This is a genomic window from Ruegeria sp. YTSA144, assembly GCF_059610125.1.
In genome coordinates this window covers 22,822-38,998 of record NZ_JBXWNA010000006.1, presented here as the reverse complement: position 1 = coordinate 38,998, position 16,177 = coordinate 22,822, and the positions used below count along the sequence as shown (strand labels likewise).

Here is a 16,177-nt window from a genome sequence, read left to right as displayed (position 1 = left end):
GAGGAACTGAAAATATGAGCCGTAAGGTTCTGTTGATCGAGGACGAGCCGAACATTGCCGAAGCAATCCGGTTTCTGTTGACCCGCGAGGGATGGCAGGTGGACACGCATGGCGATGGCACGGATGCGGTTCAGGTGATTCAGAGGGCACAGCCCGATCTGGTCATTCTGGACGTCATGCTGCCGGGCAAGAGCGGCATGGATATCCTGCGGGACATCCGAGAAATGGAGGAACTGGCAGGTTTGCCGGTTTTGATGCTGACGGCGCGCGGTCAATCGCGCGACAGGGAAATGGCGGAAAACGCAGGCGTCAGCCGTTTCATGACCAAACCGTTTTCCAATGCCGAAGTTCTGACGGCCGTGCGCGATCTTCACGCGCAGGCGACACGGATATGATGTCTGGCGAGGGCAAAAAGGACGCACCACAGGGCGCACGCCCCTCGCTTTTTCTCGAACGTCAAAGCTATCGCCGACGTAGGCTGGCGGATGCGGCGCGGCTGCTGCCGTTCTTGGGGGCGGCGCTGCTGGCGCTTCCGTTGCTGTGGCCCGATCAGCCCGGCAAGGGCGAGGCTGTCCCCCTGTCTTCAGCAATGTACTACATCTTTGTCTGCTGGGGCGCGCTGATCGTGGTTGGGTTGTTTTTTGGAATTGCCGCCCGCCGTTTGGGCGTGCGCGAGGATCAGGACGCGGACGCTGAGTGATGGCAACCATTAACACGCTGATCCTGGTCTGCCTTGGCTATGTCGTTTTCTTGTTCGCCGTGGCTTTCGCCGCTGACCGGATGGCTGCGGCAGGGCGGGGCAAGTGGCTGCGGTCGCCCCTGATCTATACCTTGTCGCTGTCGATCTATTGCACGGCATGGACATTCTATGGTGCGGTGGGCAATGCCGCGCGGTCCGGGTTGGAGTTTGTAACGATTTACCTTGGCCCAACCCTGGTGATGGTCAGTTGGTGGTGGGGACTGCGCAAACTGGTGAGGGTCGGGCGCAGTCAGCGGGTGACCTCGATCGCGGACCTGTTGTCATCGCGCTATGGCAAGTCGAACACGCTTGCCGTGTGTGTGACCGTTCTGGCCGTGCTTGGCGGGACACCCTACATCGCGCTCCAGTTGCAATCGATTACCCTTTCATTTTCGATATTCGCCGAAGCCGATCCATCAGGTCTGTATCGCGAAGGGGCCAGTGTTTTCTGGGTCGCCGCGGGGCTGGCCGTGTTCGCAATTCTCTTCGGTACGCGCAATTTGGACGTAAACGAGCGTCACCACGGTGTGGTCACCGCCATTGCCGTGGAAGCCGTTGTCAAGCTGTTTGCTCTTATCGCCGTGGGCGTTTTCGTGGTGTGGGGCATTGCCGGTGGCGTTGGCCCGATGATGGAGCGGATAGATGCCTCGGAAATCGGACAGTGGAACGTCGATGCCGGGCGCTGGACAACTTTCATATTCCTGTCCGCCGCGGCCTTTATCTGCCTGCCGCGCATGTTTCAGGTGATGGTGGTCGAAAACGATGACGAAAGCCATCTGCGAACCGCCGCTTGGGCGTTTCCGCTCTATCTGCTTTTGATGAGCCTTTTTGTCGTGCCAATTGCCGTCGTTGGTCTGGACCTGTTGCCAGAGGGGGCCAATCCCGACCTGTTCGTGCTGACGGTACCGCTGTCGCAGGGCAATGACTGGTTGGCCATGCTGTCCTTTATCGGCGGGTTTTCGTCCGCAACGTCGATGGTCATCGTCAGCGCAATGGCCTTGTCGACGATGGTGTCGAACCATGTGGTCATGCCGATTTGGCTGAGCACGCATGAAGGAACAGGGTCAGTCTCGGGCGATGTGCGCAGCATTGTTTTGATAGCGCGCCGTGTTTCCATCGCCGTGATCATGGCGTTGGGTTTCTTCTATTATCGGTTGTCCGGCGGGGGTGCGGCACTGGCCTCGATCGGATTGATCGCCTTTGCGGGCATCTCGCAGATCCTGCCTGCTTTGGTCGGGGGATTGTTCTGGCGCGGAGCAACCCGCACAGGGGCACTTGTCGGGTTGAGCGTCGGTTTCTCATTGTGGATTTATACGCTGTTGTTGCCGGGTATGGGCGCGCCGTGGATGCCGGAGGCCGTCATGCAGAATGGGCTGTTCGGCCTTGCCTGGTTGCGTCCTCATGCGCTGTTCGGGATCGAAGGGATCGACCCGATGGTCCATACCGTGATGTGGTCTCTGTCCCTCAATACCATTGCCTTTTGCGTGGCGTCCCTGCTGAGCTTTCCCAGCCCTCTGGAGCGTTTGCAGGGCGCGCAGTTCGTCAACGTTTTCGATCACTCGGTTTCACCGGGTGGCTGGTCCGGTTCGGTGGCGCAAAGCGAAGATCTGATGATCATGACACAGCGTATTCTGGGCACCGCCCCGGCGCAGGAGTTCTTTCAGGCTGAGGCTGAAAAACAGGGTGGCCGGTCGCATATGCCGGAACCGACCCCGGGTTTCCTCAACCGTCTGGAGAGAGAGTTGAGCGGGTCGGTTGGCACCGCCACGGCACATGCGATGATCGCTCAGATCGTCGGTGGGTCTTCAGTTTCCGTAGAAGACCTCCTTGCGGTGGCGGATGAATCGGCGCAGCTTCTGGAGTATTCGGGGAGGTTGGAAGAGAAGTCGTCCGAATTGTCCCGTACGGCGCGCCAACTGCGTGAAGCAAACACCAAACTGACGCAGATTTCCGAGCAAAAAGATAGCTTCCTCAGCCAGGTCAGTCACGAGTTGCGCACGCCGATGACCTCGATCCGGGCGTTTTCCGAGATCATGCGGGATACAGAGGGCCTGAGCCGAGAGGAGCAGACCCGCTATGCCGCAATCATTCACGATGAGGCCTTGCGCCTGACCCGGCTTCTCGACGATCTGCTGGACTTGAGCGTGCTGGAAAACGGGCAGGTCAATCTGAACCTCAGCGATGACAGTTTGCGTTCGGTTCTGGACCGGGCGGTGTCCAGCGCACTGGCCGGAGCAGAGCGGAAAATCATGGTCCGGCGGACTCTTACGGCAGAGCGAATGCGCCTGCATACGGATCTGGACCGGTTGGGGCAGGTGTTCATCAATCTGATCTCGAACGCGCAGAAATACTGTGACGCGGAAGATCCGGTATTGGTCATTTCAGCCCACGACGTCGGCGGCAGGGTCATCATCGATTTCATCGACAACGGCAGCGGCATTCCCCCCGGCGCGCGTTCGATGGTGTTCGAGAAATTTGCCCGAGTCGGGGTCGACAAGGCAGGGGGCGCAGGTCTGGGCTTGGCCATTTGCCGCGAGATCATGCAACGGTTGGGCGGTGAGATCACATATTTGCCCGGGCAGGGCGGCGCGGCATTCCGGGTCAGCCTGCCTTTGGCATTCCAGCAGGCCGCGCAATGACACGGCCATAAAGAACTTCGTAACGCTCGGCAGGGTAAACCAATAGCCAGTTATTGAAGCAACTGGTGATCGGGCGCCATGTCACAAACTGTCAGCGCTGCTTTGGCGCGCAAACTGTCTGTTGGACGAAAAGATCTGGGCGATCGCCCGCGTTCGGTTCTGCGGGCGCTGCGCTTGGGGTTTGCGCGGGCAGCAAGTGAGCGATTGAACCTTCCCTTGGCCGTCATCGGGGCAAAACAGGCCAACCGCACGCAGGATGACATGGTGGAATCAGTCGCTCAGGATTGGCTGATGCTGGTGTTTGACGGGCCGGAGGCGCGCGCTGGGATTTGCCTGAGCCCGCATGTGGTGTCCGCCGTTGTGCAAACCCAGACCATCGGTCACGTACTGCCCGGTGATCCCGACCCAAGGGCCTTCACGGACACGGATGCCGCCATGGTGGTGCCATTTATCGAAACCGCTCTGACCTTGTCCGCCGGCTCCATAGACGCTGCGGCCGAGGAGGTCTGCCTGACGGGATATGAGTTCGCGGCACGTGCGAAAGATTCGCGCGGCTTGTCGTTGGCCATGACTGAAGATGAATACCGCGTCTTCGATCTGACGGTTGATTTGGCCGGCGGGGCGCAGCAGGGACAGATCTCGATCTTTCTTCCAGAGCATCCTGCCACCCCGGAAAAGGCAGAGGAGGTCTCGGACCCGGCCGGTCCCCGACTCGAGCAGGCATCGGGTGTTGTGCGGGCGGAACTGAACGCCGTCTTGTGCCGGATGTCGCTGCCATTGTCCGATCTGTCAGAAATTCAACCTGGATGTGTTTTGCCATTGCGCGGGGCGCGTCTGGACAGAACTGAGATATTGACCATCGACCGAAAGCCAACGGGTATTGGCCGCCTTGGTCAATGTGGTGGGTTGCGCGCCGTTCGATTGAACGAACATGCAGCCTTACCCGCCTTGTCGGGGGACGACGCGCAGGAGTTCATCGAGAGCCGCGGGAGAATGCAGCCGCACGACCACCTGGTCGAACCAGATTCCAGCGCGGTGGATGTCATGCCGCCGGCAATAGGGGACGAGGGTTTGGACCTGACGGACACCGATCTGTCATTGAACGATTCCGAGCGGATGGTCGCAGAGATTTCGCAACTGGCTGGCCTTGACGCCGCCGACACGAATCCCGACGCAGAATAGGGCCTAATCTGCCTTGCTGCGGAGTTGTTCCAGGGCAGGGCGCAGGTTTTCCAGTTGATACCCGGCATTTGTCGTGGCGGCCAGAATGTCGTCCGTGCTCATGCGGTCGCATTGACCAAGGGCCCAGACCACCGAACACCGAGTGCCCGAGGCGCAATAAGCCAGAACCGGACCATCGCAGTTTTCTGCCAGGTCACGCTGCCGCTTTGCGATCTCGGGCGTCATGGTCTGGTGGGTCAGCTCCAACACCTCGTATTCCATGCCCGCTGCACGGACGGCTTCACCGATCGCGTCGGATTGCATGATCGCGGGAACCTCAACATCGGGCCGGTTGCAGATCACCTTGACGAAGCCTGCCTCGGCAATTGCCGGGACGTCTTCAACCGTGATCTGCGGCGAGACAGCATAGCGGGGCGTGATCGGTCGAATCTCCATGCGAAATCCTTAGGCCGCGTTTGCGGCTCTGTCCAGTTGAGCCCCTAGCGTTGGTGCAATGAACATGCCTGCAATCATCGCGATCAGAAAGACCAGCCCACCCAAACCACCATATGTCAGCGAGGCCATCGCCGGTCCCGGGCAAAGCCCGGCCAAGCCCCAGCCCATTCCGAACAGGACGGAACCAATGATGAGCCTGCGATCAACCTCGGACCTCGCAGGGGGTGGAAAATCGCCTCCGGTCAAGGCCTTGCGCCCGGTGGTCAGCCTCCAGGCCAGAAGCATCGGCAGGATGGCGCCACCCATCACAAAGGCCAGGGTCGGGTCCCAGTTTCCGAAAACATCCAGCCAACCCTGAACTTTGGTCGTGTCCGTCATGCCAGAAATCAACAATCCGGCACCGAACAGGGATCCTGCGAGCAAAGCAATCAAAAGGCGCATCAGATCAACCCCCAAACATGGCGCAGCAGGACGAGGGTCATTCCGCCGGCAAGGATATAGAATACGGTGGCCACGATGCCGCGCAGAGAAAATCGCGAGATGCCACAGACCCCGTGACCCGACGTGCAGCCATTGGCGATACGCGTTCCCACACCGACCAGAAGCCCGGCCACAACAACAAGGCCCAGATTGTTGGTAAGATGCGTTTGGGCCTCGGGGGCGATCAGTGGCCGCAGCAGAAGCGGCATTCCGATCAACCCGGCGATGAAGGCCAGGCGTTCGGCTTTGGTGTCGCCGGCCTCACCATCGACAAGGCCACCCAAAATGCCGCTTGCACCCATGATCCTGCCATTTCCAAGCAGGTACACGGCTCCGCCCAGGCCAATCAGCAGGCCACCGCACAGCCCCCAGATCCACTCGATGTTCATGTGGGTTTATCCTTTTTCGATTGATTTGACTTGCGTCAGATTTTGTTCACCGGCAGCTTCAGGAATACATCGCCTTGCTCATCAGCAGGCGGCATTTGCCCGGCCCGCATGTTGACCTGCAAAGAGGGCAGGATCAGGCGCGGCATGGCAAGGGTGGCGTCCCTTGCGTCGCGCATTTCCACGAATTCTTCGATGCTCCGCCCTTGTCCGATATGGACGTTCAGCGCTTTCTGTTCGCCTACCGTCGTTTCCCAGGCATATTCATCGCGGCCCGGCGCTTTGTAGTCATGTCCGACGAAGATGCGCGTTTCGTCTGGCAGCGACAGGATTTTCTGGATCGATCCAAACAATGTGGCTGAGGAGCCACCGGGAAAATCGCAGCGCGCCGTTCCGAAATCCGGCATGAACAGCGTGTCGCCCACAAAGGCGGCGTCGCCTATCACATAGGTCAGGCAGGCCGGGGTATGGCCCGGGGTATGGAGAACATCGCCCCGCATCTGCCCAATGTGGAAACTGTCCCCCTCCGAGAACAAGGCGTCGAACTGGCTGCCATCGCGCTGGAACTCGGTTCCTTCATTGAAGACTTTGCCGAACGTGTCCTGCACGGTGACGATCTGAGCGCCTATTCCGATTTTGCCACCCAGTTCCTGTTGCAGGTAGGGGGCCGCGGACAGGTGATCGGCGTGAACGTGGCTTTCCAGAATCCATTCGACCTTTAGATCGTGCGCGCGCACAAAGTCGATGATTGCGTCAGCCGATTTTGTCTCTGTGCGCCCCGATGCGTGATCGAAATCCAGGACACTGTCGATGATGGCGCAGGCGCGCCCTTGCGGTTCATGAACAACGTAGGACACCGTGAAGGTTTGATCGTCAAAAAACGCTTTCACTGTGGGTGTCATGATTTCCTCCGTATCGGTTGTCACGATCATATATGTAAAATGGAATGTGATGCAACATCGAACCTGTGTTTGATGCGGGTCAAGGCATTCGCGATTGAAACAGCCTAAAATTTGGGTCATCCGCGCCGGATTGCCGAAAACGCGAACGTGTTGGGCAATATCCCGCACAATTTCAGGTTAACATCAGCGGGTCTTATTCCCGTTACCTATATCTGGGATACTGGCGACACTTGGGAGGGTATTATGACATCGACAAGTCTTTATTCCGAAGCAGAACGGCTTGAGCAAGAGCTCAGAAATGCGAGCCTTGATACGCGTTTGGCGCTTCAGCCGAGTGTGAGCAAGGTTGTCGACCGTATGCGACAGCAGGGGATGCAGGTGCCGTCCCGCCTGCGGCGTCTGGATGCAGCCCTGTGCGAAGACGCTATGGAAGCGCAGTTCGATAACCTGCCGGTTTGATACAAGAGGTCATCCAAAGGATATCCCGAGGATGACCAGCATCAATCCAAGAACGGACAGGAACAAAGACGCCAGGTTCCATGGCAAAACGCCCTGAACGGTCGCGCGCAATTCGTCGTCTGACAGACCCGCTTTGCGCGCTTTCATCACGCGAAGAATGCACCAGATCAGGCCAGCGAGTCCGGCCAGAGAAAGGGCTGCGCCGCCCCAGGTGATGAATTCGAACATGGTGCCCTACATCTCTTCTTGAACTACCCCCCCCGCGCTTACCGGATCGGATCGCGCCGTACAAGCACACTTGGGGTTTGGGTGGGATTGGGTGCTTGCGACCCGGGCGGCGGCATTGTATCCGGCATCCTGCATCAGATTTCAGCCCGTGGGACGGACGCGTATGGAAGGCATCATCAACAATCAGGCTGCCCCCAACTGTCGCGTGACTGCTGATGAAACGTGCCAGTTCATCGAACGGTTTGAGGGTCTGGATGCGGTGAAAACAACCTGGTGGAACAACGGAAAGAAGCCATGGCCGAGGCCCGGGCACGTCGTTGCTTCTGCCTCTAGAAAACTGTTTTGTGTGTAGCAACCAAAGCTTGAGACGAATACACGGGGTATGAACTGTATTCTCTTAGCGGTGATGATCCAGAATTGGGAAGAATTGGATGAGCATGTCGGAAGAAGCAGAAGCAAGTTACAAGGTCACCTCTGGGGAGCTGCGCCAATTTGTTGAGCGTATCGAGCGCCTGGAGTTGGAAAAGAAAGACATCGCGGATCAAATAAAGGAAGTGTACGCAGAGAGTAAATCACGCGGCTACGATGTGAAGGCTCTTCGCAGCATCATTTCTCTCAGAAAAAGAGATAAGGATGATATTGCCGAGCAAGAGGCTGTCATCGAGATGTACAAAGAAGCCTTGGGCATGAACTAAGACCGGTTCTTGGCAAAAGTGCTTTTTCAGTCAGGCTGACGAAAGCTTTGCAGGGAAAAGCTTGTCACTTGCCAAGAATGCAACATGTACAGCCAGACCGGGCGCAGATTTCAAAATCGAAGACCTGGCTGGCTGTCCGGTGATTGCTTTTTGCCTCAGTGGCCTTGTGGGTTTGCAGGGTCCTTGCGGACGACCAAATCTCGTTTTCGTTGGCAGATCTTCAATGTGTCAGAAAGCCGAAGCTGCGGTTGCTGAAGACCTTGTTGCCTTTTTTGATAGTTTATCCGAGGCAAGTCCTGCCTCGTGATTGCCCGAAGGCATGCGGCTCAAGGGCTGGGTTTTTTTGGTATTGAAAATCGTTGAAGATTCCTAATCCGTATTTTAGCCGTGTGGCACATGCGACGGAGCTGTGCAGAATCCTCGATCGCCACTGAGGGCGCAAGCGCCGCAAAGCATCCTGTCGGTCAACCAAAGGCCGGTCATGCACCAACCAACAAAGCCAGACCACTCAAGTGGGGCTGATCGGCGCGACCGACACCTTTTCGGTATAGGGCTTGGTAGTGTTTTGAACTCAGCGCTCGGTAATGAAGGACAGTCCGGACACGAGCTGTTTCAGTCCAAGCGCCGCGCCCGCAAAGATCGCGGCGAATGTCACGGGCGCGCTGTAGGCCAGAAGTGAAAAGGCAGATATGCCTTGTCCGACGCTGCAACCGACTGCGATGATCGCTCCGGGGCCCATGATCGCCGCGCCCAGCATTTGCCGTTTCAGTTCACGTGGATCTTCGCAGGCTTCCCAGCGAAAATGGCCCTTTGACCAGGATCCCAAAAACGCGCCGATCAGAACGCCCGAGACGGATCCGACGGCAAAAGACAACGTGTTTCCGGACGCTGTCATCAAGTAGAATATCGTGTCACCCAAGGGTGCAGCGAAGGTGTGGGTTTGCACCGGCTCACCGTCAAAACCGTGGGTCGCTACCCAGTTCGTGCCAAGCCAGCCCGAAACGATCGCCAGTCCAACCACAGATCCCCAGAACACTTGCGCTGGCGTGCGGCGGAACTGCTGGTTCGCCAAAGCAAAGACCACCAAAACAATACCGACGGCAGAACCGAAGAGCCACGCCGGAACAGAAGTCATCCGTTCAGCAAGAAAGCTGACGCTTTGGGGGGCGCTGAGATCCATTTCGACCGGAAACAGCCAAACCCGAAGATATGCCAGGGGGCCCGACATTACGACATACGCCGAAAGACCCATGATCAGAACGATGACGAAGGATCGAAGGTCGCCACCGCCCAGTCTTGCCAACGCGCCATAGCCGCAGTTCCCGCTGATGGCCATTCCATAACCGAACATGAGGCCGCCCACGATCGAACCGATCGGGTTCCAGGTCTGGGCAAGGTAGCGTGTCCCGACAGGGTCAAGCCACCCGAACGCCATGGCGGTATGGCTTCCAACAATCGCAACGCCAATCGCAACCGCCCACATGCGAAGACGCCGATCATCATCCGCGTAAAGGTAATCTTCGATGGCACCCAACGTGCAAAAGCGCCCGATGCGTGCGGCCAGCCCCAATGCGATGCCTCCAATCAAACCGATCAGAGCAACGGCATTTGCGTCTCCCAATGCTTCGAGCATTGCCAGTCTCCTCCCAAAGCTGGCGGCGTCTTGACCGGCTTCTACGTGTCCCGGCAGAAAAGATCGTAGACGACTTCCAGTATTTGCGTCGAACGATCATCAGCCAGTCTGTAATAGATAGTCTTACCCTCGCGCCGTGTTTTGACCAAGCCTTCAAAGCGCAGTCGGGACAACTGTTGGGATACGGCGGCCTGTCTCGCCGACAGCATCTCTTCCATCTGGGTGACGGACTTTTCACCCGATGACAGATAGCACAAGATCATCAGGCGCCCCTCGTGGCTGATGGCCTTAAGGAAGTTTGATGCCGTTTGCGCGTTCTCCATCATTCGGTCCAGATCTTCTGCGCACATGTCTTTTGTGAACACTGGCAGTTTCGATGGTTTATCCAACAAGATCGCCTCGCTTTCTCAGCTTCACGCATTCAAAACAGTTTATGTATTATACCGTCGTTTATCCAGAAGTCTCAATCTGTACCCCTGCGTCACGTAGCAGCACGCCCAACATGCCCCAAAAAAAGTCTTCGCCGGGGTACCCTTCGATCCGGCCGACTTCGCGGCCGTTGTTCAGCAAAACAAAGGTTGGAGTGTAGTACAGAGGTCTTCCCAGTTCGATTCCATCCGGCATGGATGCATGGATGTCTATGCGCTGAAGCGGGGCGGCATTTCCTTCCGGTGTTTTCGGGTAGATCCCCGAGATTTCGGAATCCCATCGGGCACACCACATGCACCCATCTTCTTCGGCCATCAGAAGTGTCATTTCCGCCCGTAAAACCCGGGGCGAAACAAGCAGCGTGACCGCAAGCACAAGCAGGAAAAGGTGGCGCATCTCAAGCTCCGATTGACCGCGGCGACATATCTTTATTACTTTGAATGTATGAATGATAGCGCGCCAGGACAGGTTTGACCATGCTCGACATTACATTTGCAGGAGCTCTGGTCGCTGGGCTGTTGTCCTTTCTGTCCCCCTGCATCCTTCCGATTGTGCCGTTCTACCTCAGCTATCTGGCGGGTGTCGGGATGGAGCAGATTTCCGCGAATTCCGCCATTTCCGGCAACGTTCGCCGCAGGGCAACGCTTGCTGCAATCGCATTTTCAGCGGGGATCATAACGATTTTTATGGCTCTCGGAGCCACGGCTTCGATATTCGGACAACTTGTTCGCGAATACTTCGATATCCTTCGTTGGATGGCGGCAGCCATCATCGTGACGATGGGTTTGCATTTCCTTGGGCTGATTCGCATCGGGTTTCTGTATCGCCAGTTTCGGGCAGACGTCGGCGAGACATCAAACCTGAGCCTGATCGGGGCATATGTTCTTGGACTGGCATTTGCTTTCGGCTGGACGCCCTGTGTCGGGCCGGTGCTTGCTGCAATCCTGTTTACAGCGGCCGGAACCGAGACGGCTTGGCGTGGAGCGGTTCTTTTGTTCGTCTACGGGGTAGGAATGACCGCACCGTTTGTTCTGGCGGCTTTCTTGGTTCGCCCCTTCATGCAGTGGATGGCGCGGTTCAGAAAGCATTTGCCTCTGATCGAGAAGGGGATGGGCGCGTTGTTGATTCTGTTCGGCGTCCTGATCGCAACCAACTCGATCAATCAAGTCGCCCAATGGATGCTGGACCACATGCCCTGGCTTGCGGCCATCGGATAATACGGGAGGAAAATATGAAGCGAACATTGTCAGTATTGATGGCATGCTTGTTGGGCATGGCGGTTTCCGCCGCCGAGCTTGGCGACGACGGGTTGCATAAAACACCGTGGATGCGCGACACGTTCAAAGACCTTCGCGAGGATCTTGAAGAGGCGTCAGGTGAAGGCAAGCGGTTGGTTTTGTTTATCGAGCAACAGGGCTGCATCTATTGCAAGAAAATGCACGAAGAGGTTTTCCCCCAGCCTGACCTGGCGGCGTTCATCGAAGAGAACTTTTTTGTCGTCCAACTGGATTTGCACGGAAGTACCACGGCCACCGACTTTGATGGGGAAGAGAGCGAGCAAAGAGCGCTGATGCGCAAATGGGGGATTCTGTTTACCCCGACCCTTGTATTTCTGCCGGAAGAAGTTCCCGAGGACGCCACCGCCATTGAAGCTGCGGTTGCAGTAATGCCGGGAGCGTTCGCCAAAGGAACAACTTTGGACCTTTTCACCTGGGTCTACGAGAAGCGGTACGAACTTGATAATGGTGAAGATTTTCAGCGATATCACGCGCGACGCATTCAGGAGCGAAACAATGTTTCGCAAGACTGAGGGTCGGAGTTATAAATAAAAAAATTCATTGTAATGAATTTAATGTTGCGACAGACCGCACTCGTCGACTACGGTACACAAATGCTTTGGGTCGCAAGGCGCCGTCGGCGTATTAGCAAATGGGAGGGATCATGAAGCTGAGACTCTTAACATTGGTCTGCGCAATGACGGGGGCTGCCGCTTTTGCTGCGGAGACAGACCCGGAAAGCGTAACCTATGGTGAATATGGTGAGGTAGAGGCGTCTTTGACCGGCACCGCCGGTGATGCGGCAAATGGCGCGCTGATCGTTGGCGACAAGTCAAAAGGCAATTGCGTGGCGTGCCACGCGGTATCGGCTTTGGCCGACATTCCATTCCAGGGCGAGGTTGGCCCGACGCTGGATGGTGCCGGTGATCGTTGGTCCGAGGCCGAGCTTCGCGGACTGGTTGCAAACGCGAAAATGACGTTCGAAGGCACGGTGATGCCGGCATTCTACAAGGATGACGGCTATATCCGCCCGGGCGACGCCTATACCGGCAAAGCCCCGACCGAGCCTCTGACGTCGATCCTGACAGCTCAGGAAATCGAAGACGTGGTCGCGTTTCTTGCGACCCTGAAAGAGCAATAGTCGCGCTTCCAAAGTGTGATTGTCGAAGATTCAAAGGAGATTGAAAATGGAACTCTCTCGCCGCGAAACTCTGGCCCTTGGGCTGGGTGCCGCGTTCCTGACAATGATGCCGCTTCGTGCAAATGCGGCCGCTGAGGATGCGATTGCCGCGTTTACAGGTGGGGCGGATGTGGCTGACGGCGGTGTTACACTGACGGCACCTGAAATCGCCGAAAACGGAAACACGGTTCCGATCGAAGTAAGCGCCCCGGGTGCAGCGTCGATTCTGATCGTTGCAGCAGGCAACCCCGAACCGGGCGTCGCAACGTTCAATTTCGGCCCGCTGGCTTCTGAACAAGCCGCTTCGACCCGTATCCGCCTTGCGGGAACGCAAGACGTGATTGCCGTGGCGAAGATGGCAGATGGCAGCTTTGCCAAGGCATCCGCGACCGTAAAAGTGACAATCGGCGGCTGCGGCGGCTGATAGCCACGCATGCCTCGAAGAACAGGAGACTAACCAATGGCATCCGGTGTGAAACCCCGCGTCAAGGTTCCGAAGAAAGCCGCTGCTGGCGAAGCCGTCACGATCAAGACACTGATCAGCCACAAGATGGAAAGCGGACAGCGCAAGGACAAAGAAGGCAACGTCATACCTCGGTCGATCATCAACCGTTTCACCTGCGAGTTTAACGGCGAAATGGTGATCGATGTGACGATGGAGCCGGCAATTTCTACCAATCCGTACTTTCAGTTTGAGGCAACCGTGCCCGAGGCAGGTGAGTTCGTGTTCACCTGGTACGATGACGACGGCTCTGTCTACGACGAGAAGAAATCGATCGAGATCGCCTGACGGCTCGACCACTAAGGCAGATCAGCGCCGGACATGACGTTTGGCGCTGGTCCACCAAGGGAGGAACGTAATGAATACAAAGGCATTAACGGCGATCGCGGCAGTTCTGGTTTTCCCAGCGGCAGCAATGGCCGGACCGGACGAAGACAATCTCGTGATCAATGGCGAGCTGGACATGACCTCGGTCACCGAAGCGCCGGCGCATCTGGAAAACCTGGACACGATCTATTCCGGTTGGCATTTCCGTACGGATGAAACCCAGGCCCTTCAGATCGATGATTTCGACAATCCGGCGATGATCTTCGTCGATCAGGCCGCCGACCTTTATGAGACGGTTGATGGGGCTGCCGGCAAAAGCTGTGCCTCGTGCCACGACGGGGTGGAAAGCTTCAAGGGATTGCAGGCTTCCATGCCGAAGGTTGATGCCGAAACCGGCAAGCTGGTGGTCATGGAAGATCTGATCAACGAGTGCCGAACCGAGCGTATGGAGGCCGATGCCTGGAAATGGTCCGGTGGCGATATGCAGGGCATGGTCGCTTTGATCGGCCTTCAGTCACGCGGAATGCCCATGAACGTTGCCATTGACGGTGATGCAGCCCCGTATTGGGAACAGGGCAAGGAAATGTACTACACACGCTATGGTCAGCTGGAGCTGAGCTGTGCCAACTGTCATGAAGACAATTGGGGCAACATGATCCGGGCAGATCACCTGAGCCAGGGAATGATCAACGGGTTCCCGACTTACCGCTTGAAACAGGCCAAGCTGATCTCGCGACACAATCGTTTCCGCGGTTGTATTCGTGATACGCGGGCGGAAACCTTTGCCGAAGGGTCGGACGAGTTCCGTGCGCTAGAGCTTTATGTTGCCTCGCGTGGCAACGGGCTTTCAGTCGAAACCCCGGCTGTGCGCCAATAACGAACGACCCGCGTGGGCGATGTCCCGCGCGGGTTTTTCAGGAACGCAACATTCACACATTTATATGTGTAACAGGAAAGCTGAAAGATGATTTCTCGACGTGACTTCTTGCAGGTTTCAATGGCGGCATCGGCTCTGTACGGGGCGTCCGGGTTTGGCAATTGGGCCAGACTTGCAGCGCAGCAAAGTCTGACGCAGGATCAGCTGCTGGAGTTTGAAACCTTTGGCAATATCAGCCTGATCCATGTCACCGACATCCACGCGCAACTCAAACCGATTTACTTCCGTGAACCCGAGGTAAACCTGGGTATCGGCGAAGCGAAAGGGCAGATGCCGCACGTTACGGGGGCCGCGTTCCGCAAGGCCTATGGGATCGAAGATGGCAGCCCCTCGGCCTATGCATTGACCTATGACGACTTTGCAGCCCTGGCAAAAACCTACGGTCGGGTCGGTGGTTTGGACCGGGTTTCTACAGTCATCAACGCCATCCGTGCGGACCGACCCGATGCCCTGCTTTTGGACGGCGGCGATACCTGGCACGGATCTTACACCTGTTACCAGACAGCCGGTCAGGACATGGTCAATGTCATGAACGCGCTGAAACCCGATGCAATGACCTTCCATTGGGAGTTCACGCTGGGCAGCGACAGAGTGAACGAAATCGTCGAAGGGCTGCCCTTTGCCGCCTTGGGTCAGAACATTTTTGATGCCGAATGGGATGAACCCGCGGAATTGTTCAAGCCCTACAAGTTCTTTGACCGGGGCGGTGCAAAAGTTGCCGTGATCGGGCAGGCATTCCCATACATGCCAATCGCGAACCCGGGCTGGATGTTCCCTGAATACTCTTTCGGTATTCGGGATGAGAACATGCAGGCAATGGTTAACGAGGTTCGCGGTGCCGGTGCCGATGTCGTCGTCGTCCTCAGCCACAACGGCTTTGACGTAGATAAAAAAATGGCAGGCCGGGTGCAGGGGATCGACGTGATCCTCAGCGGCCACACTCATGACGCGCTGCCCGAGCCGGTTCTGGTGGGCAAAACACACATCATCGCGTCAGGCTCGAACGGCAAATTCGTCAGCCGCGTGGACCTGGATGTACGAGATGGGCAGTTGATGGGCTTGAAGCACAAGCTGATCCCGATTTTCTCTAATGTTATCGCTCCTGATCCTGCGATTACCGCTCTGATAGATGAGCAGCGCGCGCCGTATGAGGCCACGCTCAGCGAAGTGATCGGTAAAACGGACTCGTTGCTCTATCGTCGCGGCAATTTCAACGGCACTTGGGATGATCTGATCTGCGACGCCCTGCTTAAAGAACGTGAGGCAGACATTGCCATGTCGCCTGGCGTTCGATGGGGCCCGTCGATCCTGCCGGGGCAGGAGATCACGCGCGAGGACATCTGGAACGTCACCTCGATGTCTTACCCGAATGCCTATCGCACGGAAATGACGGGTGAATTCATCCATGTGATCCTCGAGGATGTTGGCGACAACCTGTTCAACCCTGATCCTTACTACCAGCAGGGCGGCGACATGGTCCGTGTCGGTGGGCTGGGCTACCGCATCGACGTGACCAAGCCACAAGGGCAGCGGATCAGCGAAATGACTTTGCTGAAGACAGGTGAAGCGATTGATCCGTCGAAAACCTATGTCGTGGCCGGCTGGGCCAGCGTCAACGAAGGCACCGAGGGTCCGCCGATCTGGGATGTCGTCGAAAACCACATTCGCAATCTAGGCACCGTAACGGTGCAAGAAAACACCAGTGTCGATGTCGTCGGCGCTTAAGAAACAGATGGAGACCTAAGAG

Annotated in this window: 21 protein-coding genes; 13 read left to right on the top strand and 8 right to left on the bottom strand. The window is 57.0% G+C overall.

All coding sequences use genetic code 11. The features are described 5' to 3' along the window. Positions 1–14 precede the first annotated feature (14 nt). The 4 genes from AC2FF8_RS13585 (at position 15) to AC2FF8_RS13570 (ending at position 4,560) form a co-directional block, all read left to right on the top strand. Positions 15–395: a response regulator transcription factor gene (locus AC2FF8_RS13585; protein ID WP_152457354.1), complete on the top strand. Its 381-nt coding sequence runs from the start codon at positions 15–17 to the stop codon at positions 393–395. Next, on the top strand, positions 392–700 hold the full coding sequence (locus AC2FF8_RS13580; protein WP_254439984.1) for a hypothetical protein: 309 nt from the start codon (positions 392–394) through the stop codon (positions 698–700). Before AC2FF8_RS13585 ends, AC2FF8_RS13580 begins: the two co-directional genes overlap by 4 nt. Beyond that, positions 700–3,378, top strand: a complete 2,679-nt coding sequence (locus AC2FF8_RS13575) for an ATP-binding protein (protein ID WP_496879932.1) — start codon at positions 700–702, stop codon at positions 3,376–3,378. Before AC2FF8_RS13580 ends, AC2FF8_RS13575 begins: the two co-directional genes overlap by 1 nt. Positions 3,379–3,456: 78 nt before the next feature. After that, positions 3,457–4,560 (top strand): FliM/FliN family flagellar motor C-terminal domain-containing protein, encoded by a 1,104-nt coding sequence (locus tag AC2FF8_RS13570; RefSeq protein WP_170345076.1) that lies wholly within the window; start codon positions 3,457–3,459, stop codon positions 4,558–4,560. A gap of 3 nt (positions 4,561–4,563) precedes the next feature. Here the strand turns inward: AC2FF8_RS13570 and AC2FF8_RS13565 are convergent, their stop codons facing one another. The 4 genes from AC2FF8_RS13565 to AC2FF8_RS13550 are packed head-to-tail and all read right to left on the bottom strand — an operon-like array spanning position 4,564 to position 6,763. After that, complete coding sequence (locus AC2FF8_RS13565) at positions 4,564–4,995, bottom strand: protein tyrosine phosphatase family protein (protein WP_170345077.1); 432 nt, start codon at positions 4,993–4,995, stop codon at positions 4,564–4,566. Between the two features lie 9 nt (positions 4,996–5,004). After that, positions 5,005–5,436, bottom strand: coding sequence for a DUF6691 family protein (locus tag AC2FF8_RS13560; RefSeq protein ID WP_170345078.1), 432 nt, complete (start codon positions 5,434–5,436; stop codon positions 5,005–5,007). Then, positions 5,436–5,864 (bottom strand): YeeE/YedE family protein, encoded by a 429-nt coding sequence (locus tag AC2FF8_RS13555; protein ID WP_170345079.1) that lies wholly within the window; start codon positions 5,862–5,864, stop codon positions 5,436–5,438. Before AC2FF8_RS13555 ends, AC2FF8_RS13560 begins: the two co-directional genes overlap by 1 nt. A gap of 35 nt (positions 5,865–5,899) precedes the next feature. Next, positions 5,900–6,763 carry an MBL fold metallo-hydrolase gene (locus AC2FF8_RS13550; RefSeq protein WP_496879931.1) on the bottom strand — a complete coding sequence of 288 codons (864 nt, stop codon included), beginning with the start codon at positions 6,761–6,763 and terminating at the stop codon, positions 5,900–5,902. A 243-nt stretch (positions 6,764–7,006) separates the two neighbouring features. Here AC2FF8_RS13550 and AC2FF8_RS13545 point away from each other — a divergent pair, with 243 nt between their 5' ends. Further along, the gene (locus AC2FF8_RS13545) at positions 7,007–7,222 is read left to right on the top strand and encodes a hypothetical protein (protein ID WP_170345081.1); all 216 of its coding nucleotides are present in this window, start codon (positions 7,007–7,009) and stop codon (positions 7,220–7,222) included. A 9-nt stretch (positions 7,223–7,231) separates the two neighbouring features. Here AC2FF8_RS13545 and AC2FF8_RS13540 read toward each other — a convergent pair whose 3' ends face one another. Continuing rightward, positions 7,232–7,450: a hypothetical protein gene (locus tag AC2FF8_RS13540; protein WP_170345082.1), complete on the bottom strand. Its 219-nt coding sequence runs from the start codon at positions 7,448–7,450 to the stop codon at positions 7,232–7,234. A 431-nt stretch (positions 7,451–7,881) separates the two neighbouring features. Between AC2FF8_RS13540 and AC2FF8_RS13535 the strand changes: the two genes are divergently transcribed. After that, positions 7,882–8,145, top strand: a complete 264-nt coding sequence (locus AC2FF8_RS13535) for a DUF2312 domain-containing protein (protein ID WP_152457363.1) — start codon at positions 7,882–7,884, stop codon at positions 8,143–8,145. Between the two features lie 571 nt (positions 8,146–8,716). Here the strand turns inward: AC2FF8_RS13535 and AC2FF8_RS13530 are convergent. From AC2FF8_RS13530 to AC2FF8_RS13520, 3 genes are all read right to left on the bottom strand, one after another. Beyond that, positions 8,717–9,778, bottom strand: a complete 1,062-nt coding sequence (locus AC2FF8_RS13530; protein WP_170345083.1) for a YeeE/YedE family protein — start codon at positions 9,776–9,778, stop codon at positions 8,717–8,719. Between the two features lie 41 nt (positions 9,779–9,819). Further along, positions 9,820–10,128, bottom strand: a complete 309-nt coding sequence (locus tag AC2FF8_RS13525; RefSeq protein ID WP_170345129.1) for an ArsR/SmtB family transcription factor — start codon at positions 10,126–10,128, stop codon at positions 9,820–9,822. A gap of 100 nt (positions 10,129–10,228) precedes the next feature. Continuing rightward, a complete protein-coding gene (locus AC2FF8_RS13520) occupies positions 10,229–10,603 on the bottom strand; it encodes a thioredoxin domain-containing protein (protein WP_170345084.1) in 375 nt (124 codons plus the stop codon). Between the two features lie 80 nt (positions 10,604–10,683). On the opposite strand from AC2FF8_RS13520, the gene AC2FF8_RS13515 reads away from it, so the two are divergent. From AC2FF8_RS13515 to soxB, 7 genes are all read left to right on the top strand, one after another. Beyond that, on the top strand, positions 10,684–11,424 hold the full coding sequence (locus AC2FF8_RS13515; RefSeq protein ID WP_480685427.1) for a cytochrome c biogenesis CcdA family protein: 741 nt from the start codon (positions 10,684–10,686) through the stop codon (positions 11,422–11,424). A 14-nt stretch (positions 11,425–11,438) separates the two neighbouring features. After that, entirely contained in the window at positions 11,439–12,017 is a 579-nt protein-coding gene (locus AC2FF8_RS13510) for a thioredoxin family protein (protein ID WP_425079729.1), read from the top strand. A gap of 131 nt (positions 12,018–12,148) precedes the next feature. Then, on the top strand, positions 12,149–12,625 hold the full coding sequence (gene soxX / locus AC2FF8_RS13505) for a sulfur oxidation c-type cytochrome SoxX (protein WP_170345087.1): 477 nt from the start codon (positions 12,149–12,151) through the stop codon (positions 12,623–12,625). Positions 12,626–12,671: 46 nt separating this feature from the next. After that, positions 12,672–13,088 (top strand): thiosulfate oxidation carrier protein SoxY, encoded by a 417-nt coding sequence (gene soxY, locus AC2FF8_RS13500; protein WP_496879930.1) that lies wholly within the window; start codon positions 12,672–12,674, stop codon positions 13,086–13,088. A gap of 36 nt (positions 13,089–13,124) precedes the next feature. Next, positions 13,125–13,454 (top strand): thiosulfate oxidation carrier complex protein SoxZ, encoded by a 330-nt coding sequence (gene soxZ / locus AC2FF8_RS13495; RefSeq protein ID WP_170345089.1) that lies wholly within the window; start codon positions 13,125–13,127, stop codon positions 13,452–13,454. Between the two features lie 70 nt (positions 13,455–13,524). Continuing rightward, positions 13,525–14,370: a sulfur oxidation c-type cytochrome SoxA gene (gene soxA / locus AC2FF8_RS13490; protein ID WP_170345090.1), complete on the top strand. Its 846-nt coding sequence runs from the start codon at positions 13,525–13,527 to the stop codon at positions 14,368–14,370. Positions 14,371–14,457: 87 nt separating this feature from the next. Next, complete coding sequence (gene soxB, locus AC2FF8_RS13485) at positions 14,458–16,155, top strand: thiosulfohydrolase SoxB (RefSeq protein WP_496879929.1); 1,698 nt, start codon at positions 14,458–14,460, stop codon at positions 16,153–16,155. Positions 16,156–16,177 lie beyond the last annotated feature (22 nt).